This is a genomic window from Orrella daihaiensis (genome assembly GCF_022811525.1).
In the GTDB taxonomy this organism is placed as follows: Bacteria; Pseudomonadota; Gammaproteobacteria; order Burkholderiales; family Burkholderiaceae_B; genus Algicoccus; species Algicoccus daihaiensis.
Genome location: NZ_CP063982.1, coordinates 2,530,920 through 2,551,045, shown reverse-complemented (window position 1 = coordinate 2,551,045; position 20,126 = coordinate 2,530,920). Strand labels below are relative to the sequence as shown.

General features: G+C 53.8%; 16 protein-coding genes. 12 read left to right on the top strand and 4 right to left on the bottom strand.

Annotation, left to right across the window (positions count from 1 at the left end):
• Positions 1–39 precede the first annotated feature (39 nt).
• The 3 genes from DHf2319_RS11720 to phnN are packed head-to-tail and all read left to right on the top strand — an operon-like array spanning position 40 to position 4,598.
• Positions 40–1,974, top strand: a complete 1,935-nt coding sequence (locus tag DHf2319_RS11720) for a TRAP transporter permease (RefSeq protein ID WP_243478540.1) — start codon at positions 40–42, stop codon at positions 1,972–1,974.
• Positions 1,975–1,976: 2 nt separating this feature from the next.
• Positions 1,977–2,807, top strand: coding sequence for a carboxylating nicotinate-nucleotide diphosphorylase (nadC, locus tag DHf2319_RS11715; RefSeq protein ID WP_243478539.1), 831 nt, complete (start codon positions 1,977–1,979; stop codon positions 2,805–2,807).
• A gap of 9 nt (positions 2,808–2,816) precedes the next feature.
• A complete protein-coding gene (gene phnN, locus DHf2319_RS11710) occupies positions 2,817–4,598 on the top strand; it encodes a phosphonate metabolism protein/1,5-bisphosphokinase (PRPP-forming) PhnN (protein ID WP_243478538.1) in 1,782 nt (593 codons plus the stop codon).
• Here the strand turns inward: phnN and DHf2319_RS11705 are convergent.
• The 4 genes from DHf2319_RS11705 to DHf2319_RS11690 form a co-directional block, all read right to left on the bottom strand.
• On the bottom strand, positions 4,595–5,173 hold the full coding sequence (locus DHf2319_RS11705) for an amino acid synthesis family protein (RefSeq protein WP_243478537.1): 579 nt from the start codon (positions 5,171–5,173) through the stop codon (positions 4,595–4,597). The genes phnN and DHf2319_RS11705 overlap by 4 nt on opposite strands.
• 78 nt (positions 5,174–5,251) lie before the next feature.
• Positions 5,252–6,448, bottom strand: a complete 1,197-nt coding sequence (locus DHf2319_RS11700; RefSeq protein ID WP_243478536.1) for an amidohydrolase family protein — start codon at positions 6,446–6,448, stop codon at positions 5,252–5,254.
• 13 nt (positions 6,449–6,461) lie between these two features.
• Positions 6,462–7,145, bottom strand: a complete 684-nt coding sequence (locus DHf2319_RS11695; RefSeq protein ID WP_243478535.1) for a TetR/AcrR family transcriptional regulator — start codon at positions 7,143–7,145, stop codon at positions 6,462–6,464.
• A 9-nt stretch (positions 7,146–7,154) separates the two neighbouring features.
• A complete protein-coding gene (locus tag DHf2319_RS11690) occupies positions 7,155–7,928 on the bottom strand; it encodes a ferredoxin--NADP reductase (protein ID WP_243478534.1) in 774 nt (257 codons plus the stop codon).
• A 181-nt stretch (positions 7,929–8,109) separates the two neighbouring features.
• On the opposite strand from DHf2319_RS11690, the gene DHf2319_RS11685 reads away from it, so the two are divergent.
• From DHf2319_RS11685 to DHf2319_RS11645, 9 genes are all read left to right on the top strand, one after another.
• The gene (locus tag DHf2319_RS11685; protein WP_243478533.1) at positions 8,110–9,699 is read left to right on the top strand and encodes a 6-hydroxynicotinate reductase; all 1,590 of its coding nucleotides are present in this window, start codon (positions 8,110–8,112) and stop codon (positions 9,697–9,699) included.
• Positions 9,700–9,710: 11 nt separating this feature from the next.
• Complete coding sequence (locus DHf2319_RS11680) at positions 9,711–10,610, top strand: UPF0280 family protein (RefSeq protein WP_243478532.1); 900 nt, start codon at positions 9,711–9,713, stop codon at positions 10,608–10,610.
• Positions 10,598–11,185, top strand: coding sequence for an amino acid synthesis family protein (locus DHf2319_RS11675; RefSeq protein ID WP_243478531.1), 588 nt, complete (start codon positions 10,598–10,600; stop codon positions 11,183–11,185). Before DHf2319_RS11680 ends, DHf2319_RS11675 begins: the two co-directional genes overlap by 13 nt.
• A gap of 145 nt (positions 11,186–11,330) precedes the next feature.
• On the top strand, positions 11,331–12,491 hold the full coding sequence (locus tag DHf2319_RS11670) for an ABC transporter substrate-binding protein (protein ID WP_243480099.1): 1,161 nt from the start codon (positions 11,331–11,333) through the stop codon (positions 12,489–12,491).
• Between the two features lie 21 nt (positions 12,492–12,512).
• A complete protein-coding gene (locus DHf2319_RS11665) occupies positions 12,513–14,414 on the top strand; it encodes an ABC transporter permease (protein ID WP_243478530.1) in 1,902 nt (633 codons plus the stop codon).
• Entirely contained in the window at positions 14,411–15,193 is a 783-nt protein-coding gene (locus tag DHf2319_RS11660; RefSeq protein ID WP_243478529.1) for an ABC transporter ATP-binding protein, read from the top strand. The genes DHf2319_RS11665 and DHf2319_RS11660 overlap by 4 nt, the downstream gene beginning before the upstream one ends.
• Positions 15,190–15,939, top strand: coding sequence for an ABC transporter ATP-binding protein (locus DHf2319_RS11655; protein ID WP_243478528.1), 750 nt, complete (start codon positions 15,190–15,192; stop codon positions 15,937–15,939). The genes DHf2319_RS11660 and DHf2319_RS11655 overlap by 4 nt, the downstream gene beginning before the upstream one ends.
• Before the next feature lie 7 nt (positions 15,940–15,946).
• The gene (locus DHf2319_RS11650; protein WP_243478527.1) at positions 15,947–16,438 is read left to right on the top strand and encodes a (2Fe-2S)-binding protein; all 492 of its coding nucleotides are present in this window, start codon (positions 15,947–15,949) and stop codon (positions 16,436–16,438) included.
• A complete protein-coding gene (locus DHf2319_RS11645; RefSeq protein ID WP_243478526.1) occupies positions 16,435–20,115 on the top strand; it encodes a molybdopterin cofactor-binding domain-containing protein in 3,681 nt (1,226 codons plus the stop codon). Before DHf2319_RS11650 ends, DHf2319_RS11645 begins: the two co-directional genes overlap by 4 nt.
• Positions 20,116–20,126 lie beyond the last annotated feature (11 nt).

Sequence of the window (20,126 nt, the reverse complement as noted above, 5' to 3'; positions counted from 1 at the left end):
AAGTTCTACGGGTGCTCGAAAGCTAAGGACAAGTCGCTAATGTCAGCCATTTCGTTTATCAAGTACATCGGTCCGGGTCAGTCCCGAACGCTCGGACCAGTTGCCCGAACGATCAGCCGCGTGATCAGCCTGTCGGCGGCAGTTTTGTTCATGGCAATTGCAGCAGGGGTTTATGTTGAGCCTTTCATTGCGTTGTACTTGTTCTTAGGCACTGTGCTTGGACTTGCTTTCTTGCATCAGACCGGCAATGTCTATCGGCCCAGGAGCACCTCGATTTTTTCGGGCCTGTTGGTTACGTTGAGTCTGGCTGGCTGTGGATACATGATCTATTCGTTTGAGCGTTTGAGCCAAAGACTGCCTGTGCTCGATCCGCTCACCACCATGGATATCGGGGTTTCGATCCTGCTGATTTTGCTGGTGCTCGAGGCAACGCGTCGTTGCATCGGCATGACGCTGGTTATCTTGGTGACGTTGTTTTTAGCTTACGGATTTCTTGGTGACAAAATTGATGGTCCGTTTGCTCACCGTGGCATGAGTCTGCCAGAGATGGTGGATCACCTGGTTTTTACCCCGAACGGATTGTTTGGGCCTGCACTGGAGGTGGCAGCCTTCCTGGTATTTGTGTTTGTGATGTTTGGTGCGCTGTTTGACAAGTTCGGCGGGGGAGATTTTTTTTATAAATTCGCTAATGCACTGGTCGGCCGCAAAGTTGGCGGAACAGCCAAAGTAGCCGTGGTGTCATCAGCGCTGTATGGGTCGGTATCGGGATCACCAACTGCTGATGTTGTGACCACGGGATCGTTCACCATTCCATTGATGGTCAAGACCGGTTACACCAAGACTCGTGCCTCGGCCATTGAGGCCGCCGCCTCGACTGGCGGGTCAATTTTGCCACCCGTTATGGGTTCGGCAGCATTTTTGATGAGTGATTTCACCGGTATTGCCTATAGTTCAATCGTGATCGCTGCTGTCTTGCCAGCGTTCTTTTATTACTTTTGCGTATATTTTTCGATTCACAACCACGCCGCCAAGCACAATCTAATGCCTGGCCATGACGTCTCTATCTCGTCGGTAGGCAATGTGCTGCGTCACTATTGGCCATATCTGATTCCGTTGATCACGATTGCCTGGGCAGTGCTGGCGTTAAACCGTCCCTCATTTGCCGGCGCGCTCGCTTGTCTGGCAATTGTGCCCGTGATGCTCTGGAAATCAAGACCTATCCTGTCATTGCCCAAGCAGCTTGGCGAAGGACTGAGTGAGGGTGTGGAGCGGATCGTGACAGTCGGGGTAGCGTGTGCAGTGGCAGGGTTGGTGATTGGCACACTGTCCATGACTGATTTGACTGGCAAGATCAGCTCAGCCATGTTCGCGCTGGCAAGCGGTAGTTATTTCCTGACAGTGATCACTGCGGTTGTCGTGATTGTCGTGTTGGGCATGGGGATGCCGGTACCAGCGGTTTATGCCCTGTCAGCCGTTCTGGCAGCGCCTGCGCTCGTGTCACTGGGAAGTGATGTGCTGTCGGCCCATTTGTTCATTGTCTACTTTGCAGCCATTTCGGCCATCACGCCTCCGGTGGCGGTGGCAGCCTTTGCGGCTGCCTCGATCTCGGGTGCGAACCCCATGACGATCGCGGTTAAGGCATGTCGAATCGGCATTGTGGCGTTTATCATCCCGCTGCTATTTCTCGATACACCGGCGCTACTGCTAAACGATGGTGTCCTGCAGATTCTCAAGAGCTTCCTGATCACTTTAGTGGCCTGCTATGCATTGGCAGGCGTGAATGAACGATACATGATGGGGACTTTGCAGCGAGTGCCCCGGATAGCCTTACTGATTGGCATCGTGCTGGCCTTGGCCGGCTCTGGCTGGGTTTCAGTGGCGGGTTGTTTGCTCATGCTTGCCATCATCGTTCGGCAGAAACTGACCTATTCAATTTCCACATCACAAGACCAACTTTCTCGCAAAGGAACCTAGCAATGTACGACTCATTTCAAGCCGATCGGCTGATTGATTTTTGGCTGCACGAAGACATTGGTCAGTTTGATCTCACTGCCCAGCTGATGCTCGACGAAGATGCCATCAGTACGTTTCATATGGTTGCGCGTGAACCGATGATTGTCGCTGGTATTAAAGTTGCTGAGCGCGTCTTCACTCGGTATGACGACCGTCTGAAAGTGACTGTGTTGGTCAAAGATGGGCAGCACCTAAATAAAGGAGATAAGTTGCTGACCGTATCGGGTCCATCACGTAGCATTGTGACAGCCGAAAGGCCGGCATTGAACATTTTGCAGCGACTCTGTGGCATTGCTTCAGAGACAGCCCGTTACTGCAAGGAATTGGAAGGCACCAAGGCGCGCTTGCTCGATACCCGCAAGACCACGCCTGGCCTGCGCATGCTCGAAAAGCATGCTGTGACGTGCGGTGGTGGCTTGAATCATCGGCTTGGTCTTGATAATGGTGTCATGCTCAAAGACAACCATATCGCCATCGCTGGCAGTATTGGCAAGGCGGTTGAGCGTGTCAGACAGCATCTGCCTGCTTTGACCAAGATTGAAGTAGAGTGCGATCGTCTAGATCAGGTGGCCGAAGCACTAGCTGCTGGCGCTGATGTGATCATGCTTGACAACATGTCACTCGAAGACATGCGCACGGCCGTTAAAACTGTCAATGGTGCAGCCAAAGTTGAGGCCTCCGGTGGCATCAATATCAAGACGATTCGCGAAGTGGCATTGACGGGTGTTGATTTCATTTCTACCAGCAAAATCACCCAGGCAGCACCTGCAGTGGACATTGGGCTAGATGAATAGCGCTTGAAGATGAGCCCGGGTTATTTCTTCTATGTTGTCGGCCCCAGCGGGGCCGGCAAGGACAGTCTCATGGATGGCGCTCGGCAGCGATTGCCATCTGAAGCCTTCGTATTTGCCAGACGAGTCATTACCCGGCCGCCCGGTAAACCCGGTGAGGACTATGACAGTTGTACTGTCGAGCAGTTCGAGCAGCGCGAGACTCAGGGAGAATTTCTCATTACATGGCACGCGCATGACTTGGCCTATGGGTTGCCAAAGAGTTTGCTCGACGCTCAGCAGGCCGGCAAGCACATCATCGCCAATGGTTCTCGCGCGGTCGCAGCACAACTCAAAGGCTTGGTACCGAACTTGGTCTTCATCGAGGTGACTGCGCCTGTCGATGTGTTGGCTAAACGAATTGCGCAGCGAGGCCGAGAGACGGAAGAAGAAATACGGCAACGGCTGTCGCGTCAAGTAAGTGAGTTGCCGTCAGACATCAGAACCTATCGCATTCAAAACGATCAGTCGCTTGAGATTGGCATCGAGCGATTTGTTGCTGTCATCCTGCACGTCACAGGGTTGTCTGAGCACACCAATCGGACGCACCAAAAAAAAATAAGCGGCCACAGTCTGAGTCGATCGGAAATTAGCGAAGCCCTTGAGCGCATCAATTCTGGTGAGCTGTCACCTGCACAGATCAATGCGTTTTTGATTGAGTGTTGCAATCAGCTTGGGGATGAGGAATTATCTGCCATTGCTCAGGCCCGTTGTGAGCTGATGCCACGAATTCAATGGCCAACGCCGATGGTGGTGGATAAACACTCGCTCGGTGGTACGCCTGGTAGTCGCGTGACCATGATCGTTATTCCGATTGTGGCGGCACATGGCTTGTTAATTCCGAAGACTTCGTCGCGAGCAATTACCTCAGCGGCTGGTACGGCTGATGCCATGGAGGTGTTGGCAAGAGTCGATCTTGACCGCGATAGAGTCAGGCAAGTGACACTGGCAACCAATGGTTGTATCGCCTGGAACGGCAGATTGAATCATTCGGTGCTAGACGATGCAATGAATGCAATTACCCGCCCACTGGGTCTAGACACTCGTCGCTGGTCGGTGGCGTCGATCCTCTCAAAAAAATACTGTGCTGGTGCGACTCACGTGGTCATCGACATTCCGTATTCGCCAACCGGCAAGGTGCAGTCTGCCGAGCAGGCCACGGAATTGGGGCAATTGTTCGAGCGGGTTGGGGCAGGGCTCGGCCTCACGATCAAGGCGTTTGCAACGCCTGGCCATCTGCCGATTGGCCGCGGACTTGGTCCCGGCCTTGAGGCGCGGGATGTGATGATGACGCTTGCCAGTGACCCACAGGCGCCTGCAGACCTATTGGAGAAGGCGCTGTTTTTTGCAGGGCAGATTCTAGCGTTTGACCCGGCGCTCGGAACTTATCAGGCAGGTCGGGAACGGGCCGAGGAATTATTGCAGTCGGGCCAGGCACTTGAGCGTTTGAACCGCATCATTGATTTGCAGGGCAGGCAGCAGCCGATCGACTGGAGTAAGGTTCAGCGAGCTAGCGTCAAAAGTCGTGAGGCTGGCGTTATCTGCGGCATTAATGGTCAGGTCATCTCGGGCATCGCGCGACAGGCTGGGGCACCGATTGATAAAGCAGCTGGTGTTTACTTACAGGTTGGCGTTGGCGATGAGGTCAGGCCAGGGGATGTGCTGTTTGACATCTACGCATCCGATGACGCCAACTTGCAAAAGGCTCTGGCCATGGCGACTGAGCGCCATGGCTTTGATATCGAACCGGTTTAACGCTGACCGTCGTGCACGGAGACCTCTTCCTTGGTGAGGCCGCCGAGACGAGAATGCACACGGCCACCTGTACCCATCACCAGAGAGAACAAAATTTCATTAGGGCGAGGCGAGTCTTGGATGCCAATTTCAATCGTATTGAAGTGGCTGCGCACGTAACAGGCGTGGATGTAGTGCACTGGTACCATCAGACGGTAACCGGCTGAGGCTACTGCCTTGGACGAGGGCACAATCGCTTTGGGGTTACCTAGCAATTCGCGCATGGCCCAACCACCCGCCTCATGCCAAACGGCGCCGTGTTCGAGTTCACCGTTAATACCGACGATGGCGCCCTTGCTGTAAACCTCAATGTTATCTTTGCCTAGGGTATCAACTAGTTCAGTTGCCAACATAGTGCCAAGGGTTCGTAACTCCTTCATGAATGGCATTAGATCTGGCTCATAGCGCCCGGCGTACGGGTTTTCTATGACGGCAGTTGCAGCTGCTAGTTTGAGCGGCTTGTCAGAAACTGGACCGCCTTCGTGGTAGGTGGTTTCTATGGTGAGGGCACGTTTACGGATTTTGATGAGTGACATGTTGATTCGATCTCCAATGAGTGGATGAGGGTGCAGCGCCAGCAAACAACTTCAGACAGCATGAATGGTGATTAATAATTAATGGTGACCAACAACGACCGGAATTTCAGTTGCAGGCGGTGTGTTACGGCTTCGAGCGCAGCGCACGATGCCATCAATCATCACCATGCCAATACCTGGAATATCTCCGAGCTCGACACTCTCAAGCAGGGACTTACCTGCGGTGTGCTGAGCGCGATCCATGAACACGAAGTCTGCTGCACGCCCGATCTCGATCAAACCGCTGTTGAGGTTTCTCATGCGAGCGGTATTGCCGGTTGCAAAACAAAACACGAGTTCGGCTGGAATATTGCCCATGCTCGAGAGCATGGCGATTAACCGCAGCATGCCCAGTGGCTGTACGCCAGACCCTGCAGGCGCATCGGTGCCCAGAATCACCCGGTGTGGGCATTTCAGTTCGAGTGCTGCCTTGGCTGCTGCGATGGCGACTTTCTCATTGCCGTTATGCACGATTTCGATGCCACGGCTTGAACGCTCACAAAGTTCGCATACATGGGCTTCGGGCAAGGACGTATGTCCACCGTTAATGTGGCCAATGATGTCTGCATCGGCTTCAAGCACCACGTCTTTATCGATCAGACCTGAGCCAGGTATGGAAGGGCCACCGGTGTGAATGGTGCTCTGGATGCCGTACTTGCGTGCCCATGCAACCATTTTTTGTGCTTCTTCGCCAGCCTTGACTGAGCCCAGACCAACCTCACCGAGCAGGCTCACGCCGGCGTGAGCCAATTCCCGGAAATCATCTTCGGTCATTCCCTTTTCGATGACAGGCGCACCGGCCAGCACTTTCACCCCAGCGGGTCGAAAGTTGTCAAACGCTCGCTGAGCAGTGATGGCCAGCGCTTTGAGGCCCACAATGTCTTTGGGACGACCTGGCAAATGGACTTCACCGGCGGAAATCATGGTGGTTACCCCGCCATGCAGGTTGGACTCAATCCAGCCGAGCTGGTTTTGTCGTGGCGTCCAGTCACCAAACACAGGATGTACGTGGCTGTCGATTAAACCTGGTGCCAGGCAAACGCCTTTTGCATCGATCACGGTTTTGGCGTGACTGGTATCACAGTCCTTGTGGCGACCAACCGCGGTGATGATGCCATCTTGCACAACGACTGTATCTGCTGACAGGATGGGGTTATCCAAATCCCCCGACAGCATCAGCCCCACGTTCTGGATGACTACTTTGCCTGACTTGTCTGCTGCAGCGACCTCTGCCATGTTCTTGTGTCTCCTATTTGGTTGTGACCGTGCGTAGCACGGCATCCATAACAAACTGTTCCCAAGCCGAGAAGGTCTCGGTTTTTTCCAGCTTTTCCCCAAGAAATGCCGATAGGGTGTAACGGTTCGATTGATAAAAATACCCCATGGCGGCAACCATCATGTACAGATCTCTGGGGCTTAAATCGTCACGGAAAACACCCTTTTTCTGTCCGGCTAACAGAACTTCGCTAAATACGCTGATCGCTTTTGATGAGTACTCTTGAGCGAGTTCGGATTTGGCAATGTGCTTGCCTCGATGAAGGTTTTCGCTGTTGAGGATGATCACGAATTCGGGATGATCGTGGTAGTAATTGACGATGAACTCCACAAGCTTTTTAAGGCTCAATACCGGATCTTTGGGGTCGATCTCAACTTTGGCCTCTGCCTCGTTAAATCGTCGGTAGGTTTCCTCAAGGACGGCGACAAACAGACCCTCCTTGTTACCGAAATAGTAGTAGATCATCCGATCGTGTGACTTGGCGGCACTTGAGATTTTCTCGATGCTGCCACCATTGAGCCCGTACTTGGCAAACACTTTTATGGCGGCTTTGAGCACACTGTCGCGAGTCAGCTGAGCCGATCGTGCGCGGGCGCTTAGCGGCTTGTTACCCACCGCCGCTTTACTGGTTGCTTTGGGGTTTTTCGCTTGAGTCATTGTGTGTGATCATTGATCTGCAAAAGCTCGTTCTATCACAAAATCGCCGGGTGTGGAGGTATTGCCTTCCTTGAAGCCTCTGTGCTCGAGCATTTGTTTTAGATCGCGCAACATCGCTGGGCTGCCACAGATCATGCCCCTGTCATGTTCGGGATCTAGGGGCGGGACCTTGAGGTCGGAAAAAAGCTTCCCATTCTCAATCAGGTCGGTAATTCGCCCCTGTTGATGGAATGCTTCACGGGTCACGGTAGGGTAGTACTTGAGTTGAGTTTTAATCAGATCCCCGAGAAACTCGTGTTCGGGTAGTTCCTTGGTAATGTAATCATGGTAGGCGAGTTCCTTGACCTCTCGTACGCTGTGAATCAGGATCACTTCGGAGAACTTTTCGTATGTCTCAGGGTCACGGATAACGCTCATGAACGGTGCTAGTCCGGTGCCCGAACTCAGCAGATAAAGCCGCTTGCCCGGCAGTAGGTAATCAATTAGTAGTGTTCCCGTCGGTTTGCGTCCCACCACGATTTCGTCACCAACCTCGATGTGTTGCAAGCGTGATGTCAAGGGGCCATCCGGTACCTTGATGCTCAGAAACTCCAAGTGCTCCTCATAGTTGGCGCTCACGATGCTGTAGGCGCGTAATAAGGGTTTGCCCTCAACTCTCAAGCCGATCATCGTGAAATGCCCGTTGCTAAATCGAAGCGAGGGATCTCTGGTGGTGGTGAAGGAGAAAAGCCGGTCAGTCCAGTGGTGAACAGTCAGTACTTTTTCATTGTTGAATGCGCTCATGTGGGCCTCGGCGATCGGGTTGGCAGGGTTGATGGAAATCTGTTGCTTTTGGCGAATGCTTGCATTAAAGTCGTTATACGCATTTAGTAATTACAACATTATGTAGTAAATGCTACATAAAAGTCACGAGAATTTCAATCTGTTTCACGCAAACAATTCACGTCAGGGTGAGCGAGTACGTATGGAACACACAAAAACGGATGGGTTACCAGAAGAAGGCTTGCCAACCAATGCGGCTCAAGCCTCGGAACCGGCAGCCACCGGCTTGAAATCCCTCGGGAAAGTCGAATGCAATGCTTGTCCCGTTCTTTGCAAGATAAGCGAGGGCAGAACCGGCGCCTGTGATCGTTATGCGAATCAGGATGGTCATCTCATTCGAGTTGATCCCATTGTTTTTTTAAGACAGTCAGTCGATGCCTCCGAGCAAAACAAGCCGGTCGCGTTTGTGCAAACCGATGCGCAAAACCCTGAGGGCTGGGACGGTGATCTGCTGCACGCGAACAAGGCTTTCGTTACCGGCATTGGTTGCTCTTCCACTTATCCGGATTACAAGCCTGCACCTTTTATTGTGAGTTCACAGCATGAGGGTGTGGATACGGTCACCGTTGTCACCGAGGGGATCTTTAGTTACTGCAGCTTCAAAATCAAGATTGATACTGATCGGTACCTCGGACCAGAACAAGCCAATGTGCGCTGCGAAGGTGAAGTGGTCGGTCACGTCACCACTGCCGAATACGGTTCACAAATGTTGTCGCTTGGCGGCGTTCATCACTTAACGGGTGGCAGTAAAAAAGAAGGTAAAGTCACCATGAATATGATGGCGGCTCTAGGCAATAAGCAGGCCGTCGAGTTGGCGATTGATGGTGGTTCGCACCTGATTATTCAGGCCGGTCAGGCGCCAATTGTCAATGGCGTGCCCGAGCAGCGCATGCGGGTCGGTTGTGGGTCCGCAGCCATTGGTATCTTTGCGCAACAGTTTCATGGGCTGGTTGACGAGGTGGTGGTGGTCGATGATCACATCACCGGTGTGCTGACCGAACATCAAGCCGGTAGATGTCTAGATATGCCTCGTTCTGGCATTGTCATGCGTGGTCGACGCTCTACGCCGGGACGTTACTTCCAAGTGGCTAACCCGGGCATCGGTTGGGGCGGGACGGACATTGCTGATCCGTTATCCATTATTGAGCGCTGGGATCCGGAGCAGGCTTGGCCTGGTCTGCGGTTGCTGATGACTTCCACCACGGGTGAGCATGCGAGCTGGTATCGCTTGAATGAAGCATTACAGCCGGTCGAAGAAGACATGCCTGCCGATGTCAGAAAAATCGTCGATCGTATCGGCGAGAACTGCGAGCCCTCGCTTGTTTCGGTCCTGTTTTTAGGTGGAGCTGGCGGCAGTCTGCGCGCCGGTGTTACTGTCAATCCGATTGGTTTGACTCGGTCAATCAAGCAGGCCTTGGTCAATGTCACCTGTGGCGGTGCACCAGCCTACGTTTGGCCAGGCGGTGGTATTACCGTCATGGCGGATGTGCTCGGAATGCCAGACAACAGTTTCGGGACGGTTCCCACGCCAGCGATTGTGGCGCCTATCGAATTCACCATGCGACTGTCAGACTACCAGGCGCTCGGCGGGCATATGGATTACGTTAGATCCATGGAGTCAGTGCTTCGCACCGGATGCTGGCATACGGACGGCGCTCCTCAAGCACGGGTCTGGCAGTCGATCGCACCGACGCATCCCTGGCCGATTGGTCAACCGCCAATGCTCGGATAGGAACTGCGTCCATGGGCCCTATGTTTGAAACATTGCCAGGCAACCGTTTGCATATGCAGCATGGGCCCATCGACCTCATCGTTCAGGCTGAAGGAGACCCGATAGCGGTACAAGCAGCTCATGAAGAGGCCCAGAGACTGTTTAAAGAAGTGCTGCCAACTCTGGTAACCGAATTGGTCCTTTTGCGTCAGCCGGTGGATCCTTCTCGTCCCAACCCGATGATTGGTCCCGTGGCCAAGCGTATGTGGCTAGCATGCCGACCGTTCGCCCATCGGGATTTCATTACCCCGATGGCAGCGGTGGCTGGCTCAGTAGCGCAGCACATCCTAGCGCCCTACCAGCGTAGCGGTATCGATCGTGCCTGGGTCAACAATGGCGGTGACATCGCCTTGCACTTGACCGCTAACACCAGACTTCGATTGGGCTTATTCAGCGATCTGACCAGTGTATTGCCCGTCATCATGCAGGCGCGCCTGCCAGCGCTGGATGCGATGGCAACGATTGTTGCTGACACAGGCATTGGGGGAGTGGCGACCAGTGGTTGGGCTGGCCGCAGCCACTCACTTGGTATAGCCGATAGCGTCACTGTGTTTGCAGAAAGTTCGGCGTTGGCCGATGCGGGTGCCACGATGATTGCCAATGCAGTGGATGTTGAAGATGAATTGATTGTCCGTCGGCCCGCTAACCTCTTGTCAGATGACACTGACTTGGGTGATCATCTTGTGACAGTAGGTGTACCTCGTCTGGCCCCTGAAAAAGTTGCAGTCGCCTTGGCGCGTGGTAAAGCCGTCGCACAGAACTATGTTGATGCAGGCATTTTGCAGTCAGTGGTTCTGGTGTGTCAGTCCCAGGTGGTCTCCGTTAGTCAGATTGTTCAGAGCATGGGAGAAGAAGCGTTATGTCAGGCATAGTCATCAGAAAAATTACCGTGAGTGTGGACGAGACGCATATTGAAATGGGGCAGACAATCTCCCCACCCACCCGTCGAGCGGTGGCAGTTGCTGTGATCCAGAATCCGTTTGCAGGACGCTATGAGCAAGACTTGAGCATGCTGATGGACGCGGGCGCGATGCTCGGGGAGTTGCTTGGGGAGCGCTGCGTTCAGGCACTGGGGATTAAACCGCATGAGGCACAAAGTTATGGCAAGGCGGCCATTGTGGGCGAGCGCGGCGAGCTTGAACACGCAGCCGCGATTTTGCATCCCAAACTCGGTGCGCCCCTGCGCAAAGCTGTAGAAAAAGGCGCTGCCTTAGTGCCTTCATCTAAAAAGCGCGGTGGCCCTGGTACGCCGATTGATGTTCCGCTCGGCCATAAAGACGCTGCCTATGTGCGAAGTCATTTCGATGCTGTTGAGGCGCGTGTCACCGATGCTCCAGCGGCTGACGAGATCCTGGTGGCCGTCGCTGTAACCGATAGTGGTCGACCGTTACCACGCATTGGCGGATTACAAGTGAGTGAAATCAAAGGGGAGGATGGCTTGAAATAGTGCAATACTTTTTAAGCCAACGGTTTATAAAAAAAGCAGCAGGCGTTTGATTTGATGTGCAGTTCAAACTGGAGACATTTCGATGAAAAATTTTCTGCAAAACTTTGCTCCCCTTAAATGGGTGGTGGCGGTTTCGTTATTGAGTATGGCGACCATCACGAGCGCACAAGGCGTGATCAAGATTGGTGAGGTCAACAGCTACAAAGCGCAGCCGGCTTTTCTGGAGCCATACCGCATGGGTATGGAGCTGGCCGTTGATCAGATTAATCAGTCAGGTGGGTTGCTGGGTAAACAAGTGGAACTGATTCGTCGTGATGACAACGCTAATCCCGGTGATGCGGTTCGGGTGGCTGAGGAATTGGTGTCGCGCGATCAGGTGGATTTATTAACCGGCACTTTCCTGTCTCACATCGGCTTGGCGCTGACTGACTTCGCGAAACAAAAGCAGGTCTTTTTTCTGGCCAGTGAGCCGCTCACGAACAAAATTACCTGGGATAACGGCAATCGGTACACCTTCCGCTTGCGACCTTCAACATATATGCAGGTAGCCATGCTGGTACCAGAAGCTGTCGCCATGAATAAAAAGCGTTGGGCGCTGGTCTACCCGAATTATGAGTATGGTCAGTCAGCCGCAGCGACTTTCAAAGCTTTGATGAAAGCCGCTCAACCCGATATTGAATTTGTCGACGAGCAAGCCACCCCGCTTGGCAAGGTGGACGCCGGCAGTGTCGTGCAGGCGTTGGCTGACGCCAAGCCCGATGCGATCTTCAATGTCCTTTTCGGTGCTGACCTCGGTAAATTTGTCCGAGAAGGTAATACGCGTGGTCTGTTCGAAGGACGCGAAGTGGTGAGTCTGTTGACTGGTGAGCCAGAATATTTGGACCCATTAAAGAACGAGGCACCAAATGGTTGGCTAGTGACTGGCTACCCGTGGTACGGCATTAACACGCCCGAGCATGATGCGTTCTTGAAGGCTTATCAGCAGAAATTCAATGATTATCCCCGCTTGGGTTCGGTGGTTGGCTATGCCACGATTATGTCTTTGGCTGAGGGCGTCAAGAAAGCTGGAAACACCAACACAGAAGACATGATTCAGGCGTTTCGCGGTCTGGAGTTGATGTCACCGTTTGGACCGATTCGCTATCGTCCCGAGGATCATCAGTCCACCATGGGCGGTTATGTTGGCAAGACAAAAAATGTCGATGGCAAGGGCGTGATGGTTGACTATCGATACGTCGATGGCGCGAGCGTCTTACCATCTGCTCAAGAAGTTCAAAAGTTACGTCCAGCGCAAGCCAACAAGTAATCATGGAGTGAGAGTCTTTCCATGGACTTCTCTGGTTTTCTGGTTCAGCTGTTAAATGGCCTGGCGTCTGCCTCCTCTTTATTTTTGGTGGCCGCCGGGCTTTCACTGATTTTTGGCGTCACGCGAATTGTCAACTTTGCACACGGATCTTTTTATATGGTCGGTGTGTATATCGCCTACACGCTCGTATCGATTTGGTCTGGGGCTCTGGGGTTTTGGGTGTCGCTGTTACTGGCAGCCTTGGTGGTTGGTGTGCTCGGTGCCCTGACAGAAATCTTTTTGTTGCGACGGATCTACAAAGCGCCAGAGCTATTTCAGTTGTTGGCAACCTTTGCACTGGTGCTAGTCATCAAAGACGCGACCTTGTGGATCTGGGGTCCTGAAGAGTTATTAGGCCCGCGTGCGCCCGGCCTGTCGGGCGCTGTGGAAATCCTGGGTCGCCGGTTCCCTGCTTACGACCTGTTCTTGGTGGCGGTGGGTCCTGTTGTGCTGGGTTTGCTTTGGTTATTACTCACCCGCACGCGATGGGGCGTATTGGTGCGCGCTGCATCACACGACCGTGGCATGGTTGCTGCATTGGGCGTGAATCAGGCTTGGTTGTTTACCGCCGTATTTGCATTAGGCGCATTTCTGGCAGGGCTTGGCGGTGCTTTGCAGTTGCCGCGTGAACCGGCCAACCTCGAGATGGACCTGCACATTATTGGAGCCGCATTCGTGGTGGTGGTGGTTGGTGGGATGGGATCCATTCCCGGGGCTTATGTCGCTGCCCTCATCATTGCTGAGATCAAGGCAATCTGTATCTGGCTAGGTGTGGTGGACATTGCAGGTGTAGAGGTATCGTTTTCTAAACTCACGCTGGTCGTAGAGTTTTTAGTGATGGCACTGGTGCTTGTATTGCGACCATGGGGTTTGTTTGGAAGGCCGCAACCCCTGTCACGGCATACCAGCCATGCCGAGGAGCCTTTCCGCCTGGGCAAAGGCAATCAGGCTTTGCTTTGGGGCTTGCTGCTGTTTTTGATCTTGCTGGCACTACCTTGGTACAGCTCGGAATCGCCGTATACCGTTGTGTTGGCTATTGATCTGTTGATTGCCGCGTTATTTGCGACAAGCCTGCATTTCATCATGGGACCTGCTGGCTTGCATTCATTTGGCCACGCGGCATACTTCGGCCTGGGGGCGTACGCTGCCGCAATCCTGTTGACCAAGGTCAGTTTGCCCATGGAGGTTTCTTTGTTGCTGGCACCACTGGTCGCGGTCATCGGTGCCATCGTCTTTGGTTGGTTTGCGGTTCGTTTGTCGGGCGTGTACCTGGCAATGCTCACGCTTGCATTTGCGCAGATTGCCTGGGCGATTGTTTACCAGTGGGATAGCTTTACCGGAGGCAGCAATGGCTTAATTGGAGTCTGGCCAGCAGCGTGGCTGAGCGCCAAACCAGCCTACTATGTGATGACATTGGTGCTGGTGGCAGCAAGTCTTTGGGCACTCAGACGCATGCTATTTGCGCCGTTCGGTTATGCAATGCGTGCAGGGCGAGATTCCTTTGTACGCGCTGATGCCATCGGGATCGATGTCAAACGGGTGCACTGGGTTGCTTTCATCATTGCTGGCGCATTTGCTGGATTGGCGGGCTCTTTGTTTGCGTTTTCCAAGGGCAGTGTGTCGCCGGAAAGCCTGTTTGTAACCAAGTCAGTTGATGGTTTGGTGATGGTATTGCTTGGCGGTGTGCAAACTCTGGCTGGACCGATTGTTGGTGCCGTCAGCTTTACCTGGCTGCATGATATGGTTGCGCGCAACACAGAATACTGGCGAGCCGTACTCGGTGGTGTGATCCTTCTGTTGGTATTGCTGTTCCCGCAAGGTATTGCTGGGTACTTTCGAATCGCTTTTGATCGGGTTCGTCGTGTGAAAGGGGCGTCATCATGAGCCTTTTAACGGTTAAAGGTCTAGGTAAGTCCTTTGGTGGCGTCAAAGCAGTAGATGGCATCGATTTCTCGGTTGGGCCCGGCGAGTTGCTTGCTTTGATTGGTCCCAACGGCGCTGGTAAGTCAACCACGTTCAACATGGTCAACGGCCAAATTCTGGCTGACCGCGGATCTATTGAATTGGCTGGCCAGGAATTGATCGGGATGCGCCCGCGCGAGATCTGGCGATTGGGTGTTGGGCGTACCTTTCAGATTGCCGAAACGTTTGAATCCCTGACGGTTTGTGAGAATGTGCAAATGGCACTGATCTCCGCAGATCGGCAGTTGTATTCCTTCTTCAAAAGAGCATCGCGTCACGCACGTGACCGTGCATTGGCATTGCTTGACCTTGTTGGGATGCTTGATCAGGCCGACCGATCAAGTAGCGAGTTGGCTTATGCTGATGTCAAAAGGGTCGAGTTGGCAATTGCACTGGCCAATTCCCCCCGGCTATTGCTGATGGATGAGCCCACGGCAGGCATGGCTCCGGGCGAACGCAATGCCCTGATGGCGCTAACAAAGCAGTTAGTGACCGATCAGGGCATCGCTGTGCTTTTTACCGAGCACAGCATGGATGTTGTATTTGCGTATGCTGACCGCATCATTGTCCTTGCGCGAGGGCGTTTGATTGCTGAGGGCACGCCGGCACAAATTCGTGATAACCCCAAAGTTCAGGAAGTGTATTTCGGGACGGGCAAGACCTTTGAGAAGCTGCAATCGTCAAAGGAGGGGTCAGCATGAGTAATCTGCCCTGGAATACGTCAGAGCCGCTATTGGAAGTCAAAGGCTTGCAAGCATGGTATGCAGCAGCGCAAGCGTTATTCGATGTGTCGCTGCAAATCAGGCAGGGTGAAGTGGTTGCTCTCATGGGGCGTAACGGTGCGGGTAAGTCCACCACCATGAAAACCATCATGGCAATGATGAGTCGTCGGGCGGGTCAAGTCAGGTTCATGGGTCAGGATATATCAGCATGGCCAACGCATGATATCGCGTCAAGTGGCTTGGGCTTTGTGCCTGAAGATCGCCGCATTTTTACGGCATTAACCGTTTCAGAAAATCTCCTAGTCGGTCGGCAGGGGGCTCGCGCGTGGCCTGATGGGACACCCGCGCCATACTGGACAGTTGAGCAACTGTTCGAGTTATTCCCTAACTTGAGAGATATGCAGCAACGCTTGGGCAGTCAGATGAGTGGTGGTGAGCAACAGATGCTGACGGTTGCGAGGTCTCTGATGGGTAACCCGTATCTGGTGTTGCTTGATGAGCCTTCTGAGGGTGTGGCGCCTGTGATCGTTGAGCAAATGGCACACATGATTCTTGAGCTCAAGGCGCGTGGCGTGAGCATTCTGTTGTCCGAACAAAACCTGCACTTTGCCGAGCTGGTTTGTGACCGGGCTTATGTGCTCGAGAAGGGGGTGATTCAGTATGAAGGCACGATGGCTGAACTCGATGCCAACGAGTCAGTTCGACGGGCATACCTGAGCGTATAGACCAACCATGAGAAAGCCCCGCGAGATTATTCTGCAGATCAATCGAACCAAGCATGTCATCACAGCATCACCGGATGCCAGCTTGTTGATGGTATTGCGTAATGACTTGTCTTTGAACGGACCCAAATACGGTTGTGGGCTTGGGCAATGTGGAGCCTGTACGGTGCTCGTTGATGGTGTCGCAGCCCGTTCTTGTGTCATTCCAGTTGGTGAAGTTGGCTTGCGTGCCATTACCACGCTTGAAGGGCTGGCCAATGCAAAGACCTTGCATCCTGTGCAGGCGGCATTTGTTCAAGAGCAAGCAGCTCAGTGCGGGTATTGTCTAAACGGCATGATCATGACCGTGGCAGCATTGCTTGAGCGTGTACCTGATCCAACCGAACAGCAGATTGTTGATGCACTCTCCGGAAATATCTGTCGCTGTGGTACGCACATCGAAATTATGGCGGCCGCACGCCAGGCAGCCCGGATATTGTTAAAGGCACGGGAGCGTGAATGACATCCTTTAGCCGACTGACCACACGAGCTGATTTTCTAAAGGCTCAGGAAGTGCTCCTGGTTCTCAGAGAGCCAGCAGCGCCTGCGCCGGCAGTACCTGGGCAGCCAATGGCTGTGGCGTCCAATCCATTGGAGGGCGACGAGGTTTTGCTGGCAGTATGGCCTGATGGAACGGTCACGGGTTTGCATGGTCATGTGGATTTGGGTACGGGTTTGAGGACCGCGTTGACACAGCTGGTAGCGGAAGAGCTCGATGTGGCGGTTAAACAAGTCACGATGGTGATGGGCGATACGGCCACGGCACCCAATCAAGGCCCGACGATCGCCAGTGCTTCGATTCAAATCCATGGCATGGTACTGCGTCAAGCGGCTGCTCAAGCGCGCGCTTATCTATTAGCCCAAGCCGCCAATACGCTGAACCTGCCAGTCGATGAATTGCAAGTCAGAGACGGCACGATTAGCCATGTACGGGATAGCAATATTCGGGTGACCTACGGGGAACTGATTCGTGGTGCACAGGTAGCCTTAAGGCTCGATACGGCCGTCGAGGTGAAAGACAGCAAGGCGCACCGCATCATTGGGCAGTCAGTCCCAAGGGTTGATATTCCTGCCAAGGCAAGCGGCGAATTGGTCTTTGTGCATGATATGCGCGTGCCCGGCATGTTGCATGGCCGCGTTATCCGGCCACCATACGCAGGTGCTGATCACGGTGACTTTATCGGTAACACGCTCGAGTCGGTCGAGGAATCATCGATATCCCATATTCCAGGCGTGGTGGCCGTGGTCGTCATCCGTGATTTCGTGGGTGTCGTGGCTGAGCGCGAGGAGCAGGCCGAAGCTGCCATGCGCGCGTTGGTGGTTCGGTGGAAACCGTGGCCGGGCTTGCCCGATGTGAAAGATATCAAGGGTGCGCTGAGTAACAATCCTGCCGTACCCCGAGAGGTTGTGAATGAGGGCGATGCACTTGGCAGTCTTCAGGCCTCTGGCGGTGGTATGAGCCGTACCTATCTATGGCCGTATCAGATGCATGCTTCGCTCGGTCCTTCATGCGCTGTCGCCCATTGGCGTGGGCCTGAGATGCGAACTGCTGAGGATCAGTTCACCTTGCGTGTATGGGCCGGCACACAAAACCCTCATGTATTGCGTGCCGATTTAGCGAGGTTAGCGGGTTTGCAAGACATTGATGTGGATCTGATCCGCATGGAGGCATCAGGATGCTATGGACGAAATGGCGCCGATGATGTTGCTGCCGATGCCTTGTTGTTATCTCGTGCAGTCGGTGCACCCGTACGTGTACAACTGACCCGGGAACAGGAGAATGTCTGGGAGCCTAAAGGTGCGGCTCAGTGGATGGAAGTCAATGGTGCGGTGAGTGAGCAAGGGCAGATTAATGCCTGGGACTTCTCTACGTCCTACCCCTCGAATGGCGCGCCACCACTGGCATTACTGTTGACTCGAACGATCGAACCCAACGCGCAAGCCTACTTTATGGGAGATCGAACGGCACGTCCTCCTTACACCGTGCCCAATTTGCGAGTAACAGTCAATGACATGCCGCCGATCTTAAGGGCGTCCTGGCTTAGGGGCGTTTCGGCGTTACCGAATTCCTTTGCGCACGAGTCGTTTGTGGACGAGCTTGCGACCGCGGCAGGTGAGGATCCTGTTGAATTTCGACTGCGCCACCTAGATGATCCACGTGCCAGCGAACTGTTGAAAGAGACGGCGATTAGGGCAGGCTGGCAACCACGAACTGGACCTCGGCTTGTCAAGGGCGAGAATGGTTTGCTGCAGGGGCAGGGTGTCGCTTATGCGCGCTATGTACATAGCCGTTGGCCAGGCTTCGGTGCGGCCTGGGCTGCTTGGGTAGCAAATGTTGAGGTTAATCCGAATACGGGTGAAGTACATGTTCGCAAGGTCGTGGTTGGGCATGATGCTGGCTTGACCGTCAATCCGGCGGGTGTTGAACATCAGATTCACGGCAATGTCATACAAGCAACGAGTCGGGCCTTGCAGGAAAAGGTCACCACTGAGCCCACCCAAAACACTGTCGCCAACCAAGAGTGGGGCTCCTACCCTGTGCTGAGTTTCAGGCAGGTACCGGTGATTGAGGTTTATCAGATGCCTAGGCCCGAGGAGCCACCCCTTGGCGCTGGCGAGTCATCTTCAGTCCCGGGTACGGCCGCGATTGCCAATGCCATATTTGATGCGACAGGCGTGCGATTCAGACAGCCCCCATTTACGCCGGAGGTGGTGCGTGCTGCAATTAATCCCTTGCCAGCGGCAACTGATTCACCAGAGCCGCGCGTCGCAAAACGCAGGCTATCAGCGCCTTCAGTCGGTGCGATTTATCCGCGCCGCAAGAGCATCGGATGGCGGGCACTGGCACTTGCAGTGGGTGCCGTCGGTATCGTGGCTGGTGTGTTTGGCTGGCGCAGTCCGATCGCTCCCGTGACTCGTCCTTCGGCTAGCTTGTATGCCACCGAGACCATCGAGCGTGGTCGTCAGCTCGCGGCTCTGAGTAACTGTGCCACCTGCCACACCACGGCTGATGGACAAAAGTATGCAGGTGGCGTAGCACTTCCTACACCGTTTGGGGTGATTTACAGCACGAACATTACACCTGATCCAGAAACCGGGATCGGAAACTGGTCACTTGCAGCGTTTGAGCGGGCGATGCGTCAAGGAATCTCGCAAGATGGTCGTCATTTATATCCCGCGTTTCCTTACACAGCGTTCTCACGGTTTAGCGATGATGAGATCACTTCACTGTATGCCTATTTCATGTCACAGCCAGCCGTGCGCCAAGACAATCCTAAAACGGAGCTTTCGTTCCCGTTTAGTGTTCGCCCAGCGTTAGCAGCATGGAATGCGATTTATCCACCGGCACTTGCGCCTGAGGCAGCGCCAAGTGGTGTTGATTCTGAAGTTTGGCTCAGGGGTGAGTATCTGGTCAATGGACCAGCGCACTGTTCGGCTTGTCACACTCCGCGAGATTTGGCTGGTGCTGAGAAGTTTGGCAAACAGTTTCTCTCCGGTGGCTATATCAAGGGCTGGCAGGCTCACGACTTGACCGCAACGTCGAACAGTCCTGTCCCATGGACTGAACAAGCTTTTTATGATTACTTACGTCAAGGCGTGAGCGATCATCACGGCGCTGCCCTTGGACCCATGGCCGATGTGGTCAAGCAATTAAGTACAGTGCCCGATGAGGACTTGCGGGCGATGGCTGTCTATCTGGCATCATTTCAGCAACCTGTGGATACCCAGACCATCAATCAGGCTGTTGAGCAACAGCTAGCGATCACCGCGCAGCCACCCGCCGCCTTGCTCGATGGTTCGCACCGCTTATTTGAAGCTGCTTGTGCTGCTTGTCATCATGATGGTAGCGGTCCGACTTTGCTTGGTGCCAATGTGCCGCTGGCATTGAACACGAATTTGCACGCGGATCAGCCTGACAATCTGATACGAGTCATTCTTGAAGGCGTACGCTCGCCACCATCAGATGCTGTCGGATTCATGGCGGGGTTCGCTGATCAGTTTAATGATGAGCAACTCGTTGGCTTGGTTCGCTACATGCGCGCAAGATTCGCACCACAACAGCCCGCATGGCCTGATCTGGAAAATTCAGTCAAGCGCATGCGTGAGGCAGTTAAAGAGGCGACACAACTAGCCAAATGATGTCCGCCATT

Bases quoted from the DNA above. Each gene is read 5' to 3' on its own strand.
- phnN (WP_243478538.1), top strand. From the start codon at position 2,817: ATGAGCCCGGGTTATTTCTTCTATGTTGTCGGCCCCAGCGGGGCCGGC.
- DHf2319_RS11650 (WP_243478527.1), top strand. From the start codon at position 15,947: ATGAGAAAGCCCCGCGAGATTATTCTGCAGATCAATCGAACCAAGCAT.
- DHf2319_RS11720 (WP_243478540.1), top strand. From the start codon at position 40: ATGTCAGCCATTTCGTTTATCAAGTACATCGGTCCGGGTCAGTCCCGA.
- DHf2319_RS11660 (WP_243478529.1), top strand. From the start codon at position 14,411: ATGAGCCTTTTAACGGTTAAAGGTCTAGGTAAGTCCTTTGGTGGCGTC.
- DHf2319_RS11680 (WP_243478532.1), top strand. From the start codon at position 9,711: ATGGGCCCTATGTTTGAAACATTGCCAGGCAACCGTTTGCATATGCAG.
- DHf2319_RS11655 (WP_243478528.1), top strand. From the start codon at position 15,190: ATGAGTAATCTGCCCTGGAATACGTCAGAGCCGCTATTGGAAGTCAAA.
- DHf2319_RS11705 (WP_243478537.1), bottom strand. From the start codon at position 5,173: ATGTCACTCATCAAAATCCGTAAACGTGCCCTCACCATAGAAACCACC.
- DHf2319_RS11670 (WP_243480099.1), top strand. From the start codon at position 11,331: ATGGCGACCATCACGAGCGCACAAGGCGTGATCAAGATTGGTGAGGTC.
- nadC (WP_243478539.1), top strand. From the start codon at position 1,977: ATGTACGACTCATTTCAAGCCGATCGGCTGATTGATTTTTGGCTGCAC.
- DHf2319_RS11695 (WP_243478535.1), bottom strand. From the start codon at position 7,145: ATGACTCAAGCGAAAAACCCCAAAGCAACCAGTAAAGCGGCGGTGGGT.
- DHf2319_RS11690 (WP_243478534.1), bottom strand. From the start codon at position 7,928: ATGAGCGCATTCAACAATGAAAAAGTACTGACTGTTCACCACTGGACT.
- DHf2319_RS11685 (WP_243478533.1), top strand. From the start codon at position 8,110: ATGGAACACACAAAAACGGATGGGTTACCAGAAGAAGGCTTGCCAACC.
- DHf2319_RS11675 (WP_243478531.1), top strand. From the start codon at position 10,598: ATGTCAGGCATAGTCATCAGAAAAATTACCGTGAGTGTGGACGAGACG.
- DHf2319_RS11665 (WP_243478530.1), top strand. From the start codon at position 12,513: ATGGACTTCTCTGGTTTTCTGGTTCAGCTGTTAAATGGCCTGGCGTCT.
- DHf2319_RS11700 (WP_243478536.1), bottom strand. From the start codon at position 6,448: ATGGCAGAGGTCGCTGCAGCAGACAAGTCAGGCAAAGTAGTCATCCAG.
- DHf2319_RS11645 (WP_243478526.1), top strand. From the start codon at position 16,435: ATGACATCCTTTAGCCGACTGACCACACGAGCTGATTTTCTAAAGGCT.